Here is a 20,901-nt window from a genome sequence, read left to right as displayed (position 1 = left end):
CATGCTGAACTTCATTTGCATAGGTGCGCAGAAAAGCGGTACGACTTGGCTCCATGCGACACTGAGCCGCCATCCATCGATCGCATTCCCCGGCGGTAAGGAAGTTCACTACTGGGATGCTCATCTGGCCAAGGGAATCAGCTGGTACAAAGAGCTATTCCTCGACGACAGCCACTGCAACGGTGACATCACTCCCGCCTATGCGATCCTGCCAGTGGATGTCATCCGTCAAATGCACGCCAACTTCCCGTCAATACCTTTCATCTACCTAGTTCGAAACCCCATTGAGCGAGCCTGGTCCGCTGCTCGAATGGCTGTACTGAGGGCTGAAATGAGCTACCCGGAGGCCTCGGACCAGTGGTTCATCGACCACTTCAGGTCGGCAAGCTCCCTGTCGCGTGGTGACTATGCGAAGTGCCTGGAAAATTGGTTCTCGGTCTACCCCAGGGAACGCTTCCTGATCGCACGCTACGAAGACGTCTTCCGTGAACCGATCATCTTCGCCAACAAGGCGCTGAGACACATCGGCCTGGGCGCATTCTTTACCGAAGCAGATCAAGATGTCTTGGCCGAACCGGTATTCGAAGGCCCAGGATATGCACTGCGCCCGGCCTTGCTCGAAGTCCTGCTGGATCTGTACGCAGACAGGATCGATGCGCTGAGCAACCTGCTGGGTGAAGACTTCTCAGCGTGGAAGGAGATCCAGCCTTGCCCTCGATGAATGACAATGGCGTGCTCGTTCTCGGCATGCATCGCAGTGGCACCAGCGCCGTGGCCGCCTGCCTGGAGCGGCTGGGCGTGAACATGGGTGACGCGCTCGTCGCTGCCGATGAATGGAACTCCAAAGGGTACTTCGAGGAGCAGCGAATCGTCGCCTTCAACAATCTACTGCTGGAGATGCAAGGGTTGCGCTGGGACGCGCCCCTGCCTGCGCCCTCAGCGCTGCAAGCTCAGTGTTTCGGGCAGGTGGCATCGGCGTCAGCACTGCTCCACGAGCTGTTCGCCGGCGCATCCGTGTGGGGGTTCAAAGATCCCCGAATGTGCCTGCTCGCACCGTTTTGGCAGCCAGTCTTCAGCTCAATGCAACTGCGGCCCAGAATGCTCCTGGTCCTCCGACATCCGGCCGAAGTCGCCAACTCCCTGGCACACCGTGACGGGATATCCATCCGCCGAGCGGGTTGGCTGTGGTTCACATACCTGCTGGGGGCACTGGACTACGCGCGGAGCGCCGACGACAGCAGGCTGATCGATTTCGCCGACTTGCTGGGCGAGCCGGCTCGACAATTGGTCGAGCTGCGAGACTGGCTTGAGCTACCACTGGATGATGAAGCATGCGAGCGCTTCGCCGATGACTTCATCTCCCCTCGGCTCGCACGAAGCACAAATGCCCAGGCAACTGGTCTCCACCCCTTGGTCATTCGCGCCTATGACTACTGGCGAACTACTGCATGCGGCAAACCGTTCGCAACAGATTGGCTCCATAGCCCCGAGTGGCTAGCCATCCGGCAAGCCTTCGAACACGAGATAAAACCCGATCTGGAAACTGTGCAACGGTTCTTCGAGGGCGATCGCCAAGCCTTGATGAGCGACGCCAGGATAGCGGCAACGAGCCATGGACTAGCCAACAGCGAGCAGCTTGCCGTGGCGCGGCTCGACCAGATTACCTCCCTGGACACGCAGCTGAAGCGCACCTCGGAGGCATTGGCAATCGCAGATAGTCTGGTCCTGCAGCGGCAGGACGAGATCGAGGCACTGAATCGAGAAATGACGATCCGGGGAGAACGCTGGACGCAGATGGAGCAGGCCATGGGCGAGCGGGAGAAGGCTTGGGCCGAGCATTTTTCCGAACTCGAGCACCTGGCCGAAGATCGGCTAAGGGACCTTCACGACCTTGACCAACAGCTCGCACAAACGACTGACGCTCTGGCTCGAGCAGAAAAGCTTGCCCTGCAACGCCTGGCAGACATCGAGGCGCTGGATCGGGAAATGAGTGAGCGCAGCGAGCGCTGGATGCGAGTGGAACAGGCCTTGGGCGAACGGGAGAGGGCTTGGGCCGAACGATTTTCCGAGCTCGAGCGCGTGGCCGAAGAGCGACTGCGATGTATCCACGGGCTCGATCAGCAGCTCAAACTGACCAGCGAAGGATTGGCGCGCGCGGAACGACTAGCCCTGGAGCGCCTAGCGGAACTGGAGAAGGCGAGACTGGCGACATGACCCACCATTCTGCCGATCCTTCACAGTCGCCATCCTCGGCGTCGACTTTTATCTGCCAGATCGACCGCGTCGTGCACAACACCCATGCCATTTTTGGTTACGGCTGGGCCTTGGACCGTGCCGGTAACATCATGCGTGGCATGCTTCAGCTGCAGTTCGCCGATAGCAGTGGCATATCCACGCGGATATCGATGGAGCGCGCAAGGGAAGATGTCGCGACAGCCTTTCCCGACTACCCGCAGGCCGCTCAGGCAGGCTTCATGTTCATGGCGGGGTGGGGAAAGAAAGCCCCCAGAAGGGCCGAGCTGGTCTTCGAAATGTTCGATGGCTGCCTGCAGCGCATCGAGCTGAGCCTGAGCACCATCAGCACGACGGGCGAGCTGGCATGTTCGCCCGAACCTCGCTACCTGGTCGATCGGGTTCTGGCTCACCTGCGCCAGGGCAGAATCGGCGAATTGGTCCGCAAAGCCCTCAATCGTCTGCCCCTCAATGCAAAGCCGGCCGGCGAAATTGGCCATGACCTGGCGGCAGTTCTGCATGGAAGGCAGTGCCGTCTGGTGATCGATCACTCCATGGGCGGTGGTGCCAACCTGTTCCGCGAGCGGATGGTATCCGACTGGCTGGCCTCTGGAGACGCGGTGGTACTGCTCAGCTTTCGTCTCGCCGAAATGGTCCCCTTCATCGAGGTAAGCACACTCCAGAACAAGATCGCTCTAACGCTGCAACGACTCGACGAGGTAACCGACATCCTGAGGGGGACGACTCTGACGGAGATTTTCTTCAACTGCGCGGTTTCCTTCCCCTGCGCAGAGGAAGTCCAACAACTCATACTCTCCCTCAAGCACCGTTTCTCAACGCGCCTGGTGGTGGCGATGCACGAGTACTTCCTGCTATGCCCCTCGGCATTCCTGCTCGACACGAGTGATCAGTTCTGCGGTGTGCCATCGATAGACCGTTGCCATGCCTGCCTACCCTCTCACCTCGACGGCTTCGCCTCACTGGCCGGAGAGCGCTCCATCGAACGATGGCGCTCTATGTGGAGCGAAGTTCTCATGGTTTCCGATGAGGTGCTCTGCTTCTCGGCGTCTACCCAGCGCCTGCTCGCAAGTGCCTACCCGTTCGCGGCCGGGCGAGCAACACTTCGCCCGCATCGGGTGGATCACCTGCGCCCGGTGCATCTGCCGAAGCGGGAGCAGTCGCTCTTGACGGTGGGAGTGATCGGAGCAATCTCTCAACACAAGGGAGCGCGGGTCGTTGCCGACCTGGCCAACGCCATCATCGCAGCCGGCGCAAACATCCGAATCGTGATTGTTGGCAGCATCGATGCATCCTGTCCGACTGAAGTGGTCGCACAAACCGGGCCGTATCAGCGGGACGACCTGCCGGACCTGATCGAAAAAAACCAGATCGACCTAGCCTTGCTGCCGTCCATCTGCCCCGAAACGTTCTCCTTCGTCGCGCATGAGATCGTCTCGCTAGGACTTCCGCTCCTGTGCCTCGATCTGGGTGCACAGGCCGACCTGGCACGTAGCCTGCCCTCCGGATGGGTATCCCCGCGCCAGGATGGCCCGGGGCTGCTCAAAGAGCTCATCGCATTCGACCGCCACCTCAATCCCCTGCGCCTGAAGGTACTCAGTTGAAAAAGATCCACGTATATACGAGCGCAGCCTGCAACTACGTTCCAAAGGCTCGCGCCCTGGTCGAGTCGATCAGGCGATTTCATCCCGATTGGATCGTGCACCTGGCGCTCTCGGACGAAATACCAGCGGGTCTGGATCTGTCGAACGAAGTGTTCGATGAGATTCATCCGCTGGATACCCTTGGTATTCCCAACGCGCGCGGTTGGGCGTTTTGCCACACCATCGTCGAGCTGTCGACGGCAATCAAACCGTTCCTGCTGGCACAGCTTTTGGAACGTGATGACTGCTCGGCGGTGATCTACCTCGATCCGGACACCGTGCTGTTCTCACCGCTCCATGACGTCATGGAGGCCATCGGTCAATCGAATATCGCGCTAACACCTCATGTGACCATTCCTGACACGACACTTTCAGGTGTGATGGACAATGAGATCGCTAGCCTCAAGCACGGCACCTACAACCTGGGCTTTTTGGCCGTTGCAGCGACAGAGACCGGCAAGCACTTTGCGAAGTGGTGGTCAGAACGCCTCTATTACTTCTGCCGCGCTGAAACCCATAACGGGCTGTTCACCGACCAGCGCTGGATCGACTTGGTACCTGCGTTTTTCGAAGGTGTTTGCATCCTGCGGACACCACGCCTGAACGTCGCCCCCTGGAACATGACCAATCGCACGGTCACCGGCCGGGTGCCGGATCAGATCATGGTCGATGGTGAACCGCTGGGCTTCTATCATTTCACCGGATTCGATAGCGGCGATCACCGCATCATGGCCAGCAAGAATGCAGGCCAGCAGGAGGCTGTTCCCGCACTGATACGCTGGTACAGCACACTCATCGAGGAGCTTGGCAAGGATCCACTCAGCCAGGTTACCTGGGCGTTCTCGTCCTTCGACGATGGCAGCCTCATACCCAAACCTGCTCGCCTCATCTACCGCGAGCGCCTGGACCTGCAACGTGTCTTCCCCAACCCATTCGCCACTGACGGTGGCGGCTACAAAGCCTGGTGGGAATCACAGGGCCCCCATGAGTACCCGGGCCTGTTCGACGAAGAGACGGTGTCCGAGGAAATGATCCGCATCAGCCGGGCGCTGACTCCTGGCTACCAAGCAGGTGGCACCAAGCCGACACTCAGTAGTAGCCATATGCGCAAGCATGTCGGCAGTGCTCTGAGTAATCCCCTGCATGGTGTGAAGATGGCCAAGCACGCCTGGGAAATCCTGCGTACCGAGGGTGTAGCCGGCATCGTGAGGCGAGTGTCGAAATGAACGGGGATGAGCCGCCAACAAGAGCGGTGGCTGCATCGTTGATCCCACGAATCGCTCGCTGGTGCATCCTCTCGCCCGGTTCAGCCGCGACCGCCATCGCGCTTATCGCCTGCGTGCTGGCATGCCTGAGCATTGCAATTCATGCGCCTGGGCAAGTATCGATGGATAGCAGTGTCCAACTGTATGAAGCCCTCACCGGGCAATCCATCAGCTTCAATCCCCCGTTCATGTCGGCACTGTTGCGCTGGCTAGGCGGAGGGTCTGTCGCGACCGCGTTGCTGGTGCTGATCAATACAGGGCTGCTTTATGGAGGGTTCGCTCTGGCGGCAGTTTCACTTGCCCAACTGAGAATAGAGAACGAACGAGACACCCTGCCCGCCTGGCGTGCCGTCTTGGCTGCGATAGTGGTCTTGAACCCCCTGGTGTTTCTGTACGCCGGCATCGTCTGGAAGGATGTCCTGTTCGCGTCGCTACTGACCTCCGCAGGCGCGCTCACCATTGCCGCCTGCGTAGGGCCTATCTATCGACGCGCTATTTGCGGGCTCACTGCCATCATGCTCCTGTCCGCAGCACTGCTGACCAGGCAACAGGGCATGTTCATGGTGCCCCTCATGGTCTTGGCCGTGATCGCCGCATTATGGCCAGGGCGCCTGCGCCAAGGCATCTGCATGAGCATTGCCGTTATCGGCGTGTTCATGATTACGGTGGCGGTGCTGCAGCGCCAAGTCGACTCGTCCATCAAGCCTCCAGCAGCCGACGCCACCTCCGTAGGCCTGCGCAGCCTCATGACATTCGATCTGGCGGGAATGGTCAGCAACTCCGGTCGGCCGGCCGGCGAATATGCGCTGCCTATGACACCGGAACAATTTAGCGCGATCAAAGCCGCTTACACGCCTGAGCGGGTCGATACGATCTCACATCTTCCGCTTGCCAAGGCCTGGACAAAGCCATTGAGCGATGAGGAGTTGAAGGCCGCCTGGTGGGCCATGCTCAAGCAGAACCCCAGCGCATATCTGACCCATAGATTCGCTGCATTTTCCAAGCTGATGGGGCTCGACGGCATCGAAGGAACATTACCCATTCATGTAGGTATCGAGGGAAATGCCGCCTATCTGCGCGAAGTGAGAATGGAGCAAGGAAGAACCCAGCGTACGCAACTGATTTACGACATAGCCCAGCACTACTTCTCATCCCCCATCTATCACCACATATTCTGGTTAGGGATGCTGGTCGTGATCATCATCTGGGGGGCGTGTACAGGTCTGCCCAAACGCCTTTCGTTCGTCGGCGCGTTGATCGCTACCGCTACGCTGGCGATGTACGCGTCCTATCTACCGACTGCGATCGCTGCTGACTTCAGGTATCTATTCGCGGCCATTCCGCTGGTTATGCTGCTGGCGCTGGCAGTGCTGTTTGGTGGAGTTCGGCGGCACTCCTCCTAAGCGGGTAACGGCTTTTCCTGCCAGCACTTGGCCCCCAGCAGGCCGCAGCAATATGCAAACCGGATTAAACCGACGGCTGAGGTGCAACACCGGGGCGCGCATCATGTCGGCGCAGACTGTGCATTGGAATCCCCCCTGAAGTCGGCTGCCCGACAGGTTATCTGCCTACCCGATCAGGCGACGACATCGACACTCTCGCCAACGGCTGAAGCGGAGGGTGAGGTCGCGTAGATGGCAGAACGCACCTCGGGCTTCGGCAAGGAAACAGGGGCAAGTGGCTGGGTTGCTGCATCTATCGTTGCAGCTTCGGTGACACCTGCCGTTCCATCGGCATTGGGTGGGGCAACCGGTGGCACGCCCACTGTCTCGGCAGAGGCCGCAATCTCCTCACCCGCCGTCCGAATTGCCTCCGCGTCCTCACTCGAGGCCTCGATGATCTTCGACTTCTCTTCCTGCTCCGCCTTCGCATCGGCTACGGCCAGAGCATCCCTGTTGGCCTGCTCCAGAGGCAGCAGCAACCTCTTCTTGACCTCTTCGGGAATGGACGCGTCGTTGCGGATCGATTGCATCTTGAGGGAGGTATGAAGCATCAAATTCAGCTGGTCCGTGTTCATGCCCGGCACACCCTGCGAACTCTGGATCGCCTTGAACGAGGCGGCTTTGGCAGCGGGCTGCGGTGACTTCGCCGCCACGCTCGCACTGGTCGTCGCAAAAGTGGAAGAAGGAATATGCATCGCTACCTCCGAGATGGCCGATGTATTCATCGGCTATCGGTTCAGATATCGAAAACTTGAGCAGCCGTGACTGACGAAGAACACCTCGCAGTACTCTTGCACAGCATGCGGCAACGCAATGCAAGGCCCCACAATGGCTGCCTAAATCTCCTGAACTCATACTGCCTCCGGACATTTCAGCAGGATGCGCCATGCTTTCGGCCCCACTCGTCAATCGTCACCACAGTGACGAGATTGCGGCTCTGCTCGCCGTCGCCAGTGAAGGCCCATTCATTGCTGCCGGGCGTAGTTTGCAGCGCGCCCCTTCTGTGATCTCGAAGAGAGTTGCCGCGATGGAGGCTCGACTGGGCGTAAGGCTGATAGAGGGACGACTCGCCAGTTGCGCATCACTCAGGTCGGCACTCAACTAGTGGAGCAGCTGCACACGGCGCTAGCCGCGATCTCCGAAGCACAGCAGGAGGCGACGGCCCCAGCGATCATTCGTCGAACGGCCCGCCGCCCTGGCGCAAGGTTGCGACCAGAGTCTCGATGCCCTCCACGAGCAGTCGATCATCATGCGAAGTATTGCTGACGCTGACCCGGATGAATTGCGGTACCACTGCCCGGCCAACGGCGAAGACTTCCGCCGTGGCAATCAGATATCCCTTCAACTTCATTTCGGCCTCCACATCCGAGGCGCGCCATGGCTCGGGTACCTCGATCCAGAAATGCGGACTCTGCGCATGAGACCTGTAGTTCAACCCCGTGAGCAGCTTCTCCACCAGTTGCTTGCGCCGCCCGATTTCAGCGACTTGCTGGCGTAGCAGCATCCTCGCGACACCATTCTCGATCCAGGTACTGGCCAGTTCCATCGGCAACGGGGTTGCCATCCAGCAAGTCGCTCTCAGCGCCGCGGAGATACGACTGATCAGGGTCGCCGGCGCATACAGGTAGCCCACTCGCAAGCCGGCAGCCACCACTTTGCTCAGGCTGCCGATCAGCACGCTGCGCTCCGGTGCATGGTGGCTCATGGGCAGCGGGCGGTCCTCCACCAGCACCGCGTGGGCCTCATCCTCGATGATCAGCAGGTTATGCTCGCGGCACACGGCGGCGATTGCCTCACGACGACCCGAGGACATCACCCCGGCGGTGGGATTCTGCAGGGTTGGCGTGCAGTACAGGGCGGTAACCCGGTTGTGCCGGCATAGCTCGTCGAGGGAGTCGGGAACGATGCCCTCCTCATCCATGCTGGCGCCGAGCAATTTGATGCCAAGCATGCGTGCGACCGTGATCAAGCCTGGGTAGGTGAGGTGTTCGGTGACTAGGCTATCGCCCGCGCGCAACAGCGCCATCAGGGTACAGAGCAGACCATGTTGACCACCATTGACGCACAACACCTGCTCGGCCAAGGGCTGGAAGTCACCGTGAGCCAGCCAGCTGGCGCCGGCCCGGCGGTGGTGCAGCAGGCCGGCATCCGGAGTGTATAGCGTCAACCCGGCGAGGGCCTGCGGGTCACGCGCCAGGTCCATCAGACTCTGCGCGAACAGGCTGGTCTCCGGCCCGGAGATGTGCATGTTGCGGCTCATGTCGAACTGCTCCGGCCGCTCCTCGACGAAGTTACTGAAGCCGGCGTCGCGCTTGCGCTCCAGATCACGCTGGCGGACGAAAGTGCCGTCGCCTACCCGCGCCACTACCAGCCCCATGCGCTCGAGCTCGGCATAGGCACGACTGACCGTGCCGATCGTCACGCCTAGTCGGTCTGCCAGCCTGCGGTGAGGCAATAGCTTAGCTCCGCCTGCGATATGCCCTGCCAGGATGCCAGCCTCCATGGCAGCAGCGAGTCGCTTGTATTTAGCGCCATGGCCAGAGCCAAGAGCCTCTTGAAGAATTGAAACCGTGTCAATAATCGGTTTGACAGTCATTTTTCGTCCAAATAGCCTGAATTTTCGGTATCAATGGCGATTAATACCGAGCAAACAGAGGCAAATTTAGCAAAAACGAAGGATTGTCATCATGTCAATATCAACAACCATTGGAAGCATCGGCAGATCCAGTCGGCGATGGCTCCCCACGCTCGTCACATCCCTGCTGTTTCTAACCGTCTGTCTAAGCTGGGGCACTACCTGGCTGGGCATCAAGATCGCCGTTGAGACTGTGCCACCGCTTACAGCCTCTGGCCTACGCTTCCTGCTCGCCTTCCCGCTGTTTCTTTGCTTCGCCCTGATACGCGGCGACTCGATCCTCTTTCCACGCAGCCACTTGGGCTTCTTCGCATTCGTCACCCTCTGCTACTTCAGTCTGCCCTACTATCTGCTCAACTACGGCGAAACTCATGTCTCCTCCGGCCTCACCGCTCTACTGTTCAGTTGTATGCCGGTATTCATCCTGATCTTCTCCGCACTGTTTCTGGGTCAGCGCATCCATCTTTCCCAGGTGATGGGCATCGCCATTGGCTTCGGTAGCTTGTTCATGATCCTGCGCAGTCAAGGCATGACCTTGGCGCACGACGAATTCGCCGGTGTGCTGGCGATAGTCGCCGCGGCGGTGATGCACGCACTGTGCTACGTGGTGACCAAGAAACAGGGGGCCGAGATCGGGGTGATCACCTACAACACGCTACCTATCGGCCTGGCCGGCCTGATGCTGTTTCTGATCGGCCTGGGAGTGGAACAACCGGATATCAGCGGCTTCAGCGCGCGCTCCTGGATGGCACTGATCTATCTCGGCCTTTGTGCGTCGGTAGGCGGCTTCATCGTCTACTTCTTCCTGCTCAAGCGCCTGAGCCCGGTCGTACTGTCTTTCGTTTTCATCATCTTCCCGGTGTTCGCGGTGATCGTCGGTTCCTGGTACGAGGGACAGCCGATTTCTCACGATCTGGCGCTGTATTCGACGCTGCTGCTGATCGGCTTCGCGATTACCAAAATGCCGATGGAAAATCGCCTACGGAAGGAAGACTGAAGTATCCCGAGCCGGGCGCATGCTGCTGGCCTGCTCAAAGGAAAGCACGGTACAGCACCGGCATGAGAACCGCCGTCATCACGCCGAGCAGGCTCATGGCGAGAGCGGCGAAGGCTCCGCACTCCTCGCCCTCCTGCAGCGCATGGGCGGTGCCGATTGCATGGGCGTTGAGACCGTAGCTGAGACCGCGCGCCGCCGGATGTTCGACCTTGGCCCACCCTAGCAGTAGAGGGCCAAGCGATGTTCCGATCACTCCGGTAAGCATCACCATCACGGCCGCCAGCGAAGCAATACCCCCCATCTGCTCGGCCACCGGCATCGCGATGGGCATGGTCACCGATTTCGGAGCAAGGCTCATGAGCACCGCCCAATCAGCACCCAGCAGCCAGCCGATGGACAGGGTGAGCGTCACCGATAGCACACCACCAACCAGCAACGTGATCACAACCGGCCAGAACAAGCTGCGGATGCGCCTGAAGTTATGCTGCAGAGGCACTGCCAGAGCAATCGTTGCCGGTCCAAGCAAGAGCGCCAAGGGCTCGGCCCCTGCGCGGTAAGTGGCGTAGTCCGCATCGCACAGCAATAGCGTCCCTACCACTAGCAGCACTGCTATCAATACGGGCTGCAACACCAGCCAACCGGTACGGCGCTGCAGCCACACGGCCATCTGGAAGGCTGCCAGGGTGAGTGCGATGGCGAACAATGGGTGGTCGAGCAGGCTGTTCCAGCTCACCGCTCGCGCTCCTGGCGTCGGGCCAGCACCTGGAGCAACCAACCGCAGAACGGCACGGTGACCAGCAGCGAAAGCACGAGGGCAGCCGCGATCACCGGCAGCTCCTCGAGCAGAACGCGACCGCTACTCATGATGCCAGAGGCAGGAACCACCAGCAGCAACGGCAGATAGGCCAGCAGGCTGCTCGTCGCCAGTTGTAGAGGCTCAGGCACCTGGCCGCGCCACATCAGCCATATCGAGAGCAGCACCAGGCCGATGATCGAGCCTGGCAGCATGGGCAATAGCCACTGGTTGAGCATGCTCCCCAGCAATTGCAGCAGCACCAGCCAAAGCAGCCCTTTCATTATCATGGTGCGGTCTCTCCCCGCGCCAGATACCGGCCGCCATCGTCATATTGGTACACGGGAATCGCCCTTTTGATCGCGAGTCTTCGACTATGCCGGCCCTACCGGATCGAGAACAGCGTCAGAAATGGCAAAAAAGAGCTGATCAGATGATTTCCACGAGCCGCACAACATCTGGCCCTACCGTACCAATCTCAGCAGGGTATTACCGGCTCCTATGGCTAGCCCAATATCTGCCCAACCGCCGATCTGATATGCACTCCGGAGTCATTTCTGAGTCTGTTTGCTTTTTTCTCCCCCCCATAGAGTGCAGCCACCTTGCGGCCCCGGTCGTGCTACTGCCTGGCAGGTCATTCGAATGCAAATCACTGTTACCCACCCACCCTACAACTACAGGGTCGTTCGGCAATTCACCCTCATGACCATCGTCTGGGGTGTCATAGGCATGTGCACCGGCGTGCTCATAGCCGCCCAACTGGTATGGCCCGAACTCAACTTCGACACGCCCTGGCTCAGCTTCGGTCGTTTGCGCCCACTGCATACGAGCCTGGTGATCTTCGGCTTCGCCGGTAGCGCGCAATTCGCCGCCAGCTACTACGCGGTGCAGCGCACATGCCAAGCAAGACTGTTCTCGGACAGACTGACGGCGTTTACCTTCTGGGGCTGGCAGCTGACCATCCTGATCATGCTGATCACTCTCCCCATGGGCATGACCACCACCAAGGAGTACGCCGAGATCGAGTTCACCGGCGCCGTGTGGATGGCCATCGTCTGGGTCGCCTACGGAATCGTCTTCTTCACCACTCTGACCCGGCGCAAAACCCGCCACATCTATGTGGGCAACTGGTTCTTCGGAGCCTTCATCTTGGTCATCGCCATGCTCCATGTGATCAATCACCTGTCCGTGCCGGTTGGCTGGTTCAAGTCCTACTCGCTCTACGCCGGCGCCACGGACGCCATGGTGCAGTGGTGGTATGGCCACAATGCCGTGGGCTTCTTCCTGACCACCGGCTTCCTGGGCATGATGTATTACTTCGTGCCGAAGCAGGTGGACCGGCCGGTGTACTCCTATCGCCTGTCCATCGTGCACTTCTGGGCGCTGATCGCCCTCTACATCTGGGCCGGTCCGCACCATCTGCACTACACCGCCCTGCCGGACTGGGCCCAGTCCCTCGGCATGGTGATGTCCCTGATTCTGCTGGCGCCGAGCTGGGGCGGCATGATCAACGGCATGATGACCCTGTCCGGCGCCTGGCATAGGCTGCGCTCCGACCCCATCCTGCGTTTCCTGGTGGTGTCGTTAGCCTTCTACGGCATGTCCACTTTCGAAGGCCCGATGATGGCCATCAAGACCGTCAACGCTCTGTCCCACTACACCGACTGGACCATCGGCCATGTGCACGCCGGCGCCCTCGGATGGGTAGCAATGATCACTTTCGGCTCGCTCTACCACCTGATCCCGAAGGTGTTCGGCCGCGAGCAGATGCACAGCATCGGGCTGATCAACGCGCACTTCTGGCTGGCTACCATCGGCACCGTGCTGTACATCGCCTCCATGTGGGTCAACGGCATCACCCAAGGTCTGATGTGGCGTGCGGTCAACGAAGACGGCACCCTCACCTACTCCTTCGTCGAAGCGCTGGAGGCCAGCCACATAGGCTACGTCGTACGCCTGGCCGGAGGCCTGTGCTTCCTCAGCGGCATGCTGTTGATGGCGCTCAACACATGGATGACCCTGCGCGGCACCAGCCCTGTTGCCCAGCGGAAGGCAGTACCAGCATGACCTGAATCGGCAAGCCACTTGCTACGGCGACCATCACCGGCCAGCGAGACGCCGTCCAGACATGCTGCCTGACAGGCACAACGAACCAGAAAGCCGCCCTCACGGTGGCTTTCTTTATGTGAGCAGAGTCAAACGCGGCTCTCCACACCCTCCCGAAGGAAGCGCGGAGCGATATAGCGCTCGTAATGTGCCTCGGAGAGCAGGAAGAACTCCCGATCAATGGCCTCGCGCAGCGCCGGCAGTTCCCAGCCGCGGAACTCGGGCAGCAGAACCAGACCATAGGCATCCAGCCGGCTTATCAGGCGCGAGGCCCGGGCGATCAGTTGGTAAGCCCAGCAGTATTCCGACTGCTCCGGCACGAAGCGCACCTGGCGCTGCTCCAGCTGCGAGCGCAGGAGCGCTGGGTCGAAAATCTCCACCTTGCCCTGCATGACCTGCACCAGCAGCACCTCCAGGCGTTTCCAGACGGCCCGCTTTTCATCATCGCCGTAGGCATTCCAGTTCACCACTTCATGGTGGAAACGCTTGCAGCCGCGACACACCAGATCGCCATAGACGGTGGAGCAGAGGCCGACGCAAGGCGTCTTGATGCGTTGATTGGACATAAGGCAGGCGGGGCACTGTGAAACAGGCGAGCCATGATAGCGACTCCCCCTGGCAGGGTCACCATGACCAACCAGACCTTTGTCGACTTGTCAGACAAACGACGAGGAGTAGCCTAAGAGCCCGATTGGATCGGGGTTTGCGCTTAACTTTGGCGCCTCGATCCAGTAGAATCGGACCGCCTTTTTAGGCGCCGATGTCCGTCAGAAGCTGTTTTCAAAGCGTCACGAGCACAGTCGTTCCGTCAGAAGCGTCGTTGGCGTCGGGTTCATCGAACCCTGCGCCAGCCCTCATCCCCTCTCGCTTTCTGCGGCGTAAAACTTTGAAAGCAGCTTCTAGTATGGGGTTGTCGACACACCGGCCAGTGCGCTCACAAAGCGCAGCGGCGCGACGTGCGGCAGCTTTATGGATAAGCGTTGCGGGCCGCCGCGACTACTGATGAGGGTAATAACTGTGCTTGAAGCCTATCGCAAACACGTAGAAGAGCGTGCCGCCCAAGGGATCGTTCCCCAGCCGCTGAACGCCGAGCAAACCGCAGGCCTGGTCGAGCTGCTGAAAAATCCTCCGGCTGGCGAAGAAGCCTTCCTCGTTGACCTGATCACCAACCGTGTTCCGCCAGGCGTGGACGAAGCCGCCTACGTCAAGGCCGGTTTCCTCTCCGCCGTGGCCAAGGGCGAAGCCAGCTCCCCGCTGATCAGCAAGCAACGCGCCGTTGAACTGCTGGGCACCATGCAGGGTGGCTACAACATCGCCACCATGGTCGAGCTGCTGGACAACGCCGAACTGGCCGAAGTCGCCGCCGCGCAACTCAAGCACACCCTGCTGATGTTCGACGCCTTCCACGACGTCGCCGAACGCGCCAAGAAGGGCAACGCCAACGCCAAGGCCGTGATGCAGTCCTGGGCCGACGGCGAGTGGTTCGTCAACCGCCCTGCCGTTCCGGAAAAAGTCACCCTGACCGTGTTCAAGGTCACCGGCGAAACCAACACAGACGACCTATCGCCGGCTCCGGACGCCTGGTCCCGCCCGGACATCCCGCTGCACGCCCTGGCCATGCTGAAAATGGCCCGCGATGGCATCAACCCGGACGCCCCCGGCACCGTCGGCCCGATCAAGCAGATGGAAGCCCTGAAAGCCAAAGGCTTCCCGGTTGCCTACGTCGGTGACGTGGTCGGTACCGGTTCTTCCCGTAAGTCCGCCACGAACTCGGTGCTGTGGTTCTTCGGCGACGACATCCCGAACGTGCCGAACAAGCGCGCCGGTGGCTTCTGCTTCGGCACCAAGATCGCCCCGATCTTCTACAACACCATGGAAGACGCCGGCGCCCTGCCGATCGAGTTCGACTGCACCAACCTGGCCATGGGCGACGCTATCGACGTCTACCCGTACAAAGGCGAAGTTCGCCGCCATGGTAGCGACGAGCTGGTCACCAGCTTCCAGCTGAAAACCGACGTGCTGCTGGACGAAGTCCGCGCCGGCGGCCGTATCCCGCTGATCGTTGGCCGTGGCCTGACCGAGAAGGCCCGCGCCGAGCTGGGTCTGGCTCCGTCCACCCTGTTCAAGAAGCCGGTTGCTCCGGCTGACAGCGGCAAGGGCTTCACCCTGGCCCAGAAGATGGTCGGTCGCGCCTGCGGCCTGCAGGAAGGCCAAGGCGTACGCCCGGGCACCTACTGCGAGCCGAAGATGACCACCGTCGGCTCCCAGGACACCACCGGCCCGATGACCCGCGACGAGCTGAAAGACCTGGCTTGCCTGGGCTTCTCCGCTGACCTGGTGATGCAGTCCTTCTGCCACACCGCGGCCTATCCGAAGCCGATCGACGTCAACACCCACCACACCCTGCCGGACTTCATCATGACCCGCGGCGGCGTGTCCCTGCGTCCGGGCGACGGCATCATCCACAGCTGGCTGAACCGCATGCTGCTGCCGGATACCGTCGGTACCGGTGGCGACTCGCACACCCGCTTCCCGATGGGCATCTCCTTCCCGGCCGGTTCCGGCCTGGTGGCCTTCGCCGCCGCCACCGGCGTCATGCCGCTGGACATGCCGGAATCCGTACTGGTGCGCTTCAAGGGCAAGCTGCAACCGGGCATTACCCTGCGTGACCTGGTCCACGCCATCCCTTACTACGCCATCCAGCAGGGCCTGCTGACCGTCGAGAAGAAGGGCAAGATCAACGCCTTCTCCGGCCGCATCCTCGAGATCGAAGGTCTGGACGAGCTGACCGTTGAACAGGCTTTCGAGCTGTCCGACGCCTCGGCCGAGCGTTCCGCCGCCGGTTGCACCATCAAGCTGCCGGAAAAGGCCATCGCCGAGTACCTGCGTTCCAACATCACCATGCTGCGCTGGATGATCGGCGAAGGCTATGGCGATGCCCGTACCCTGGAGCGTCGTGCCCAGGCGATGGAAGCCTGGCTGGCCAACCCGCAACTGCTGGCTGCCGACAAGGACGCCGAGTACGCCGAGATCATCGAGATCGATCTGGCCGACGTCAAAGAGCCGGTGCTCTGCGCGCCGAACGACCCGGACGATGCCCGTCTGCTGTCCACCGTTGCCGGTGAAAAGATCGACGAAGTGTTCATCGGCTCGTGCATGACCAACATCGGTCACTTCCGCGCTGCCGGTAAGCTGCTAGACAAGGTCAAGGGCGGCATTCCGACCCGTCTGTGGCTGGCTCCGCCGACCAAGATGGACGCCCACCAACTGACCGAAGAAGGCTACTACGGCATCTACGGCAAGGCCGGTGCACGCATGGAAATGCCGGGCTGCTCGCTGTGCATGGGTAACCAGGCTCGCGTACAGACCGGTTCCACCGTGGTCTCCACTTCGACCCGTAACTTCCCGAACCGCCTGGGCGACGCCACCAACGTGTACCTGGCTTCTGCCGAACTGGCAGCGGTCGCTTCGATCACCGGCAAACTGCCGACCGTCGAGGAGTACATGGAGTACGCGAAGAACATCGACAGCATGGCTGCCGACGTTTACCGCTACCTGAGCTTCGACCAGATCGCCGAGTTCCGCGAAGCCGCTGCCAATGCCAAGATCCCGACCGTACAGATCTAAACGTTAGCGCAATGAAAAAGCCCCGCCTAGTGCGGGGCTTTTTTTTATGGAGCGAAACCGGAGGTGGTGTGGTCGGAAGTTCTGAAGCCCCTCGCGGGCACCCTTTCATAAGGAGTTCACCATGAAACCCTGGATTCTTGCCCTGCTCTGCGTGTTCGGCCTAACCGGCTGCGCCACCGACTACATCATCGCCACCACCGACGGCCAGATGCTCAGCGCCGAGGACAAGCCGGAGATCGACGACGATACCGGGCTGATCACCTATGAGGACGCCGAAGGTAACGAACAGCAGATTCCGCAAAGCTCGGTGAAGCAGATCATCGAACGCTGAGATGCCTGCGATCCCACGCCGCCTTGCCAAGCGCGGCGGCGTGCGGATACCTTGAGGTGAATTCCGTCATCTGGAGCACCTCATGAAGCATTGGATAGCCGCCCTGCTTTGCCTTACCGCCCTATCTGGCTGCGCCAGTGAACACCTGATCCTCACCACCGACGGCCAACTCCTGACCAGCGACGACGAGCCGGAGTTGGATGAGGATACCGGCATGCTCGAATTCGAGGACAGCGAGGGTCGCAAGCAACAGATCCCCCAGAGCCAGATCAAACAGATCATGGAACGCTGAGACGAGCCCCTTGGTTCCACCCACTGTGCTGGCATATGCCTTGCTTAGGTCTATGTAGCAGAACTCTCTCCAACGGCGGAGTCAGTTCACAGACAATGGCGTCGCTTCCGGCAACCGCTACGCGGCAGCCTGAAGCGGCGCCTTTTTGTTGAAGGGCGGAACAAGACATGACCGACAGCAACACCCGTAACGATGCACTGGCCTGGGTCGCGGGCAGCGATGCCCCGGAAAAGAGCGCACTGAATCTGGGCTTCATGGCCCTCACCGACTCCGCCTCGCTGATCGTGGCCGCTACCCAGGGCTTCGCCCAACCCTACGGTCTGACCCTCAACCTGCAGCGCCAGGCCTCCTGGGCCGGCCTGCGCGATCGCCTGCTGTGTGGCGAGCTGGATGCCGCGCAAATGCTCTACGGCCAGGTGTACGGCGTACACCTGGGCCTCGGCAGCTCCGCCACCGAGATGGCCATCCTCATGGGCCTCAACCAGAACGGCCAGGCCATCAACCTGTCACAACCGCTCAAGCAGGCCGGCGTGACCAGCGCCGAGGCACTCGCCGCACGCGCGCGCCAGAGTGGTGCAAAGCTGACCTTCGCCCAGACCTTCCCCACCGGCACTCATGCCATGTGGCTGTACTACTGGCTGGCCGCCCAGGGCATCCATCCGCTGGAAGACGTCAACACCGTAGTGGTGCCGCCCTCGCAAATGGTCGCCCACCTGCGCGCTGCGCGCATCGACGGCTTCTGCGCCGGCGGCCCCTGGGGCGCCTTGGCGGTCGAGGAGCAACAGGGCTTCACCCTGGCCACCAGCCAGAACATCTGGGCCGACCACCCGGAGAAGGTGCTCGGCGTGACCCGCGAATTCGTCGAGCAATACCCCAACACCGCGCGCGCCCTGACCATGGCCGTGCTCGAAGCCAGCCGCTTCATCGACGAGAGCGAAGAGAACCGCCGCGGCACTGCCCAGCTGATCAGCAGCAGCGAGTATGTCGACGCCCCGCTTTCCGCCATCGAGCCGCGCTTCCTCGGCCACTACGAGGACGGCCTCGGCCACGCCTGGCTGGACGCCCACCCGCTGCGTTTCTTCGCCGACGGCGAGGTGAACACGCCCTGGCTGTCCGATGGCATCTGGTTCCTCACCCAGTTCCGCCGCTGGGGCCTGCTCAAGGACGATCCGGACTATCTCGGCCTCGCCCGCCGCATCCACCAGCTGGATATCTACCGCAGCGCCGCCGAGGCCCTGGGCATCCACGTGCCGGCGGCAGAAATGCGCAGCTCCACCCTGCTCGATGGCACTACCTGGGACGGCAGCGATCCGGCCGGCTACGCCCGCTCCTTCACCATCCACGCCCGCACCGACGGCCCTGCCGCCATCGCCCTGTAACGGACCGAGACACCAGCACGATGCTACGCATACTCCTGATCAACGATACGCCGAAGAAGGTTGGCCGCCTGAAGAGCGCGCTGGTCGAGGCCGGCTTCGAGGTAGTCGACGAATCCGGCCTGACCATCGACCTGCCCGAGCGGGTCGAGGCCGTGCGCCCGGACGTGGTGCTGATCGACACCGAGTCTCCCGGCCGCGACGTGATGGAACAGGTGGTGCTGGTGACCCGCGACCAGCCGCGGCCGATCGTCATGTTCACCGATGAGCACGACCCACAGGTGATGCGCCAAGCCATCCAGTCCGGGGTCAGCGCCTATATCGTCGAGGGTATCCAGACCGAGCGCCTGCAACCGATCCTCGACGTGGCCATGGCCCGCTTCGAGAGCGACCAGGCCCTGCGTGCACAACTGCAGGCCCGTGACGAGCAACTGGCCGAACGCAAGCGCATCGAACTGGCCAAGGGTCTGCTGATGAAGATGAAGAGCTGCAACGAGGAAGACGCCTACACCCTGATGCGCCGCCAGGCCATGAGCCGCCAGCAGAAGCTGATCCAGGTGGCCGAGCAGATCATCGCGATGCACGACATGCTGGGTAACTGAAGTCCGGGCGGTGCGACTGTACCGCCCGCCAGCACGACTGTACCGGTCCCCTCACACGCTTAGCCGCCACTGTTCCGCTCAACTCGGCTGGCGCCTGTATCTGCCGGCCTCTCGCACCTCTCGGCTAGGGTAGAAAGCATCTTCCCTGCCGAGTACCGGTCATGAACGAACGCAATCTGCTGGTCGAGGCCGACCGCCGCGCCCTCGCCTACTTCGACGGCACGCCCGAGCGTCGGGTGTACCCGGACGCCTCGGCCATCGCCGCCCTGGCCGCGTTCGATCAGCCACTGCCAGAGCACGCCCAGGCCGCCGAGCAGGTGCTGCGGCAACTCGACGAGATCGGCTCGCCCGCCACCGTGGCGAGCAACGGCCCGCGCTACTTCGGTTTCGTCATCGGCGCCACCCTGCCGGCCGCGGCGGCCGCCGAACGCCTGGTACTGGCCTGGGACCAGTGCGCCTCCTCCTTCGACAACTCTCCGGTGGCCGACCGCCTGGAGAAGGTCGCCGGCCGCTGGGTCTGTGAGGCGCTAGGCCTGCCAACAGAGAGCGCCGTGGGCTTCGGCACCAGCGCCACCGCCTGCACCCTGGCCTGTCTCTCCGCAGCTCGGCGCAAGCTGCTGGCGCGCCAGGACTGGGACTTCGACGCCGACGGCCTGATGGGCGCCCCGGAGATCCGCGTAGTGCTCTCCGAAACCGCCCACATCACAGTGAAGAAAGCCCTGCGCGTGCTCGGCTTCGGCATGAACCGCCTGCACTACGCGCCGGTGGACGAGCACGGGCGCATCGACCCAGCGCGCCTGCCAGAACTCGACGAACGTACCCTACTGATCCTGCAGGCCGGCGAGGTCAACACCGGCGAGTTCGATCGCTTCGTCGAGCTGATCCCCAAGGCCCGAGAAGCCGGCGCCTGGGTGCATGTCGACGGCGCTTTCGGCCTGTGGGCCAAGGCCTCCTCGTCGGCCCACCTGGCCGAGGGTGTGGAACAGGCCGATAGCTGGACCACCGACGGCCACAAGTGGCTGAACACCCCCTACGACAGCGCCATGGCCATCTGCCGCGACGCCGATGCCCTGGCCGCGGCGATGAACAGCGACGCCGCCTATGCCACGGCGAGTCGCGACGCACAGAAGAACCTGACCCTGGAGTTCTCCCGCCGTGCCCGTGGCGTGGCGATCTGGGCCGCGCTGGCCAGCCTCGGCCGCGACGGCCTGCGCGAGCTGATCGACCGGCATATCCGTCAGGCCTTTGAGCTGGCCGAGACCCTGCGGGGTGGCGGCTACCAGGTGCTAAACCGCGTGGTGCTTAACCAGGTGCTGGTACGCGGCGACTCGGATGATCAGACCACCACCATCCGCGAGGCGGCGCAGGCCTCTGGTGAAGTCTGGTTCGGACCGACCGTCTGGCAGGGTCGCCCAGCCTTCCGCCTCAGCCTGTCGTCCTGGCGCACTGGCGATGCCGAGGTGCGCCTGCTGGCCGACCTGCTGCTGCGCCTGAAACGCCAGCTGGGCTGACTGCACCGCTCATTTGCCCGCGAACTGCTCT

General features: G+C 61.7%; 19 protein-coding genes. 14 read left to right on the top strand and 5 right to left on the bottom strand.

Features of this window, described 5'->3' with window-relative positions; all coding sequences use genetic code 11:
- The first annotated feature begins 1 nt into the window (after nt 1).
- From IB234_RS21660 to IB234_RS21640, 5 genes are read left to right on the top strand one after another with little or no spacing between them, the layout of a single operon-like run.
- Entirely contained in the window at nt 2-721 is a 720-nt protein-coding gene (locus IB234_RS21660) for a sulfotransferase family protein (RefSeq protein ID WP_192321904.1), read from the top strand.
- Complete coding sequence (locus tag IB234_RS21655) at nt 709-2,214, top strand: hypothetical protein (protein ID WP_192321902.1); 1,506 nt, start codon at nt 709-711, stop codon at nt 2,212-2,214. Before IB234_RS21660 ends, IB234_RS21655 begins: the two co-directional genes overlap by 13 nt.
- Entirely contained in the window at nt 2,211-3,854 is a 1,644-nt protein-coding gene (locus IB234_RS21650) for a glycosyltransferase (RefSeq protein WP_192321900.1), read from the top strand. The genes IB234_RS21655 and IB234_RS21650 overlap by 4 nt, the downstream gene beginning before the upstream one ends.
- Nucleotides 3,851-5,119, top strand: coding sequence for a glycosyl transferase (locus tag IB234_RS21645; RefSeq protein ID WP_192321898.1), 1,269 nt, complete (start codon nt 3,851-3,853; stop codon nt 5,117-5,119). The genes IB234_RS21650 and IB234_RS21645 overlap by 4 nt, the downstream gene beginning before the upstream one ends.
- Nucleotides 5,116-6,561: a hypothetical protein gene (locus tag IB234_RS21640; RefSeq protein ID WP_192321896.1), complete on the top strand. Its 1,446-nt coding sequence runs from the start codon at nt 5,116-5,118 to the stop codon at nt 6,559-6,561. Before IB234_RS21645 ends, IB234_RS21640 begins: the two co-directional genes overlap by 4 nt.
- Before the next feature lie 173 nt (nt 6,562-6,734).
- On the opposite strand, the gene IB234_RS21635 is transcribed toward IB234_RS21640, so the two are convergent.
- A complete protein-coding gene (locus IB234_RS21635) occupies nt 6,735-7,325 on the bottom strand; it encodes a hypothetical protein (RefSeq protein WP_192321894.1) in 591 nt (196 codons plus the stop codon).
- Nucleotides 7,326-7,486: 161 nt separating this feature from the next.
- Between IB234_RS21635 and IB234_RS21630 the strand changes: the two genes are divergently transcribed.
- Complete coding sequence (locus IB234_RS21630) at nt 7,487-7,705, top strand: LysR family transcriptional regulator (RefSeq protein ID WP_412547943.1); 219 nt, start codon at nt 7,487-7,489, stop codon at nt 7,703-7,705.
- Between the two features lie 66 nt (nt 7,706-7,771).
- Here IB234_RS21630 and IB234_RS21625 read toward each other — a convergent pair whose 3' ends face one another.
- Nucleotides 7,772-9,196, bottom strand: a complete 1,425-nt coding sequence (locus IB234_RS21625) for a PLP-dependent aminotransferase family protein (protein WP_192321893.1) — start codon at nt 9,194-9,196, stop codon at nt 7,772-7,774.
- 91 nt (nt 9,197-9,287) lie between these two features.
- On the opposite strand from IB234_RS21625, the gene IB234_RS21620 reads away from it, so the two are divergent.
- The gene (locus IB234_RS21620) at nt 9,288-10,232 is read left to right on the top strand and encodes a DMT family transporter (RefSeq protein ID WP_192321891.1); all 945 of its coding nucleotides are present in this window, start codon (nt 9,288-9,290) and stop codon (nt 10,230-10,232) included.
- A gap of 34 nt (nt 10,233-10,266) precedes the next feature.
- Here IB234_RS21620 and IB234_RS21615 read toward each other — a convergent pair whose 3' ends face one another.
- Nucleotides 10,267-10,965, bottom strand: coding sequence for an LrgB family protein (locus tag IB234_RS21615; RefSeq protein ID WP_192321889.1), 699 nt, complete (start codon nt 10,963-10,965; stop codon nt 10,267-10,269).
- Complete coding sequence (locus tag IB234_RS21610; RefSeq protein ID WP_192321887.1) at nt 10,962-11,315, bottom strand: CidA/LrgA family protein; 354 nt, start codon at nt 11,313-11,315, stop codon at nt 10,962-10,964. Before IB234_RS21610 ends, IB234_RS21615 begins: the two co-directional genes overlap by 4 nt.
- A 352-nt stretch (nt 11,316-11,667) precedes the next feature.
- On the opposite strand from IB234_RS21610, the gene ccoN reads away from it, so the two are divergent.
- Nucleotides 11,668-13,092 carry a cytochrome-c oxidase, cbb3-type subunit I gene (gene ccoN / locus IB234_RS21605; RefSeq protein WP_192321884.1) on the top strand — a complete coding sequence of 475 codons (1,425 nt, stop codon included), beginning with the start codon at nt 11,668-11,670 and terminating at the stop codon, nt 13,090-13,092.
- Nucleotides 13,093-13,220: 128 nt separating this feature from the next.
- On the opposite strand, the gene IB234_RS21600 is transcribed toward ccoN, so the two are convergent.
- Nucleotides 13,221-13,697 (bottom strand): DUF1289 domain-containing protein, encoded by a 477-nt coding sequence (locus tag IB234_RS21600; RefSeq protein ID WP_192321882.1) that lies wholly within the window; start codon nt 13,695-13,697, stop codon nt 13,221-13,223.
- Between the two features lie 451 nt (nt 13,698-14,148).
- Between IB234_RS21600 and acnB the strand changes: the two genes are divergently transcribed.
- The 6 genes from acnB (at nt 14,149) to IB234_RS21570 (ending at nt 20,870) form a co-directional block, all read left to right on the top strand.
- A complete protein-coding gene (gene acnB / locus IB234_RS21595) occupies nt 14,149-16,758 on the top strand; it encodes a bifunctional aconitate hydratase 2/2-methylisocitrate dehydratase (protein WP_192321880.1) in 2,610 nt (869 codons plus the stop codon).
- A 121-nt stretch (nt 16,759-16,879) separates the two neighbouring features.
- Entirely contained in the window at nt 16,880-17,089 is a 210-nt protein-coding gene (locus IB234_RS21590) for a YgdI/YgdR family lipoprotein (protein ID WP_192321878.1), read from the top strand.
- Between the two features lie 82 nt (nt 17,090-17,171).
- A complete protein-coding gene (locus IB234_RS21585; RefSeq protein WP_192321876.1) occupies nt 17,172-17,381 on the top strand; it encodes a YgdI/YgdR family lipoprotein in 210 nt (69 codons plus the stop codon).
- 167 nt (nt 17,382-17,548) lie between these two features.
- Nucleotides 17,549-18,760 (top strand): CmpA/NrtA family ABC transporter substrate-binding protein, encoded by a 1,212-nt coding sequence (locus IB234_RS21580; protein WP_192321874.1) that lies wholly within the window; start codon nt 17,549-17,551, stop codon nt 18,758-18,760.
- Nucleotides 18,761-18,780: 20 nt separating this feature from the next.
- Complete coding sequence (locus tag IB234_RS21575) at nt 18,781-19,359, top strand: ANTAR domain-containing response regulator (protein WP_043310172.1); 579 nt, start codon at nt 18,781-18,783, stop codon at nt 19,357-19,359.
- Nucleotides 19,360-19,520: 161 nt separating this feature from the next.
- Nucleotides 19,521-20,870, top strand: coding sequence for a pyridoxal phosphate-dependent decarboxylase family protein (locus tag IB234_RS21570; RefSeq protein ID WP_192321872.1), 1,350 nt, complete (start codon nt 19,521-19,523; stop codon nt 20,868-20,870).
- The last annotated feature ends 31 nt before the right edge of the window (nt 20,871-20,901 follow it).

The organism is Pseudomonas sp. PDM16, from assembly GCF_014851865.1.
GTDB lineage: Bacteria > Pseudomonadota > Gammaproteobacteria > Pseudomonadales > Pseudomonadaceae > Aquipseudomonas.
The sequence above is the reverse complement of the archived record's forward strand: the minus strand, read 5'-3'. Positions and strand labels throughout refer to the sequence as shown.

Excerpts from the sequence above, each read along its gene's own strand:
- IB234_RS21660 (WP_192321904.1), top strand. The coding sequence starts at position 2 with ATGCTGAACTTCATTTGCATAGGTGCGCAGAAAAGCGGTACGACTTGG.
- IB234_RS21650 (WP_192321900.1), top strand. The coding sequence starts at position 2,211 with ATGACCCACCATTCTGCCGATCCTTCACAGTCGCCATCCTCGGCGTCG.
- IB234_RS21640 (WP_192321896.1), top strand. The coding sequence starts at position 5,116 with ATGAACGGGGATGAGCCGCCAACAAGAGCGGTGGCTGCATCGTTGATC.
- IB234_RS21635 (WP_192321894.1), bottom strand. The coding sequence starts at position 7,325 with ATGAATACATCGGCCATCTCGGAGGTAGCGATGCATATTCCTTCTTCC.
- IB234_RS21630 (WP_412547943.1), top strand. The coding sequence starts at position 7,487 with ATGCTTTCGGCCCCACTCGTCAATCGTCACCACAGTGACGAGATTGCG.
- IB234_RS21625 (WP_192321893.1), bottom strand. The coding sequence starts at position 9,196 with ATGACTGTCAAACCGATTATTGACACGGTTTCAATTCTTCAAGAGGCT.
- IB234_RS21620 (WP_192321891.1), top strand. The coding sequence starts at position 9,288 with ATGTCAATATCAACAACCATTGGAAGCATCGGCAGATCCAGTCGGCGA.
- IB234_RS21610 (WP_192321887.1), bottom strand. The coding sequence starts at position 11,315 with ATGATAATGAAAGGGCTGCTTTGGCTGGTGCTGCTGCAATTGCTGGGG.
- ccoN (WP_192321884.1), top strand. The coding sequence starts at position 11,668 with ATGCAAATCACTGTTACCCACCCACCCTACAACTACAGGGTCGTTCGG.
- IB234_RS21600 (WP_192321882.1), bottom strand. The coding sequence starts at position 13,697 with ATGTCCAATCAACGCATCAAGACGCCTTGCGTCGGCCTCTGCTCCACC.
- IB234_RS21590 (WP_192321878.1), top strand. The coding sequence starts at position 16,880 with ATGAAACCCTGGATTCTTGCCCTGCTCTGCGTGTTCGGCCTAACCGGC.
- IB234_RS21585 (WP_192321876.1), top strand. The coding sequence starts at position 17,172 with ATGAAGCATTGGATAGCCGCCCTGCTTTGCCTTACCGCCCTATCTGGC.
- IB234_RS21580 (WP_192321874.1), top strand. The coding sequence starts at position 17,549 with ATGACCGACAGCAACACCCGTAACGATGCACTGGCCTGGGTCGCGGGC.
- IB234_RS21575 (WP_043310172.1), top strand. The coding sequence starts at position 18,781 with ATGCTACGCATACTCCTGATCAACGATACGCCGAAGAAGGTTGGCCGC.
- IB234_RS21570 (WP_192321872.1), top strand. The coding sequence starts at position 19,521 with ATGAACGAACGCAATCTGCTGGTCGAGGCCGACCGCCGCGCCCTCGCC.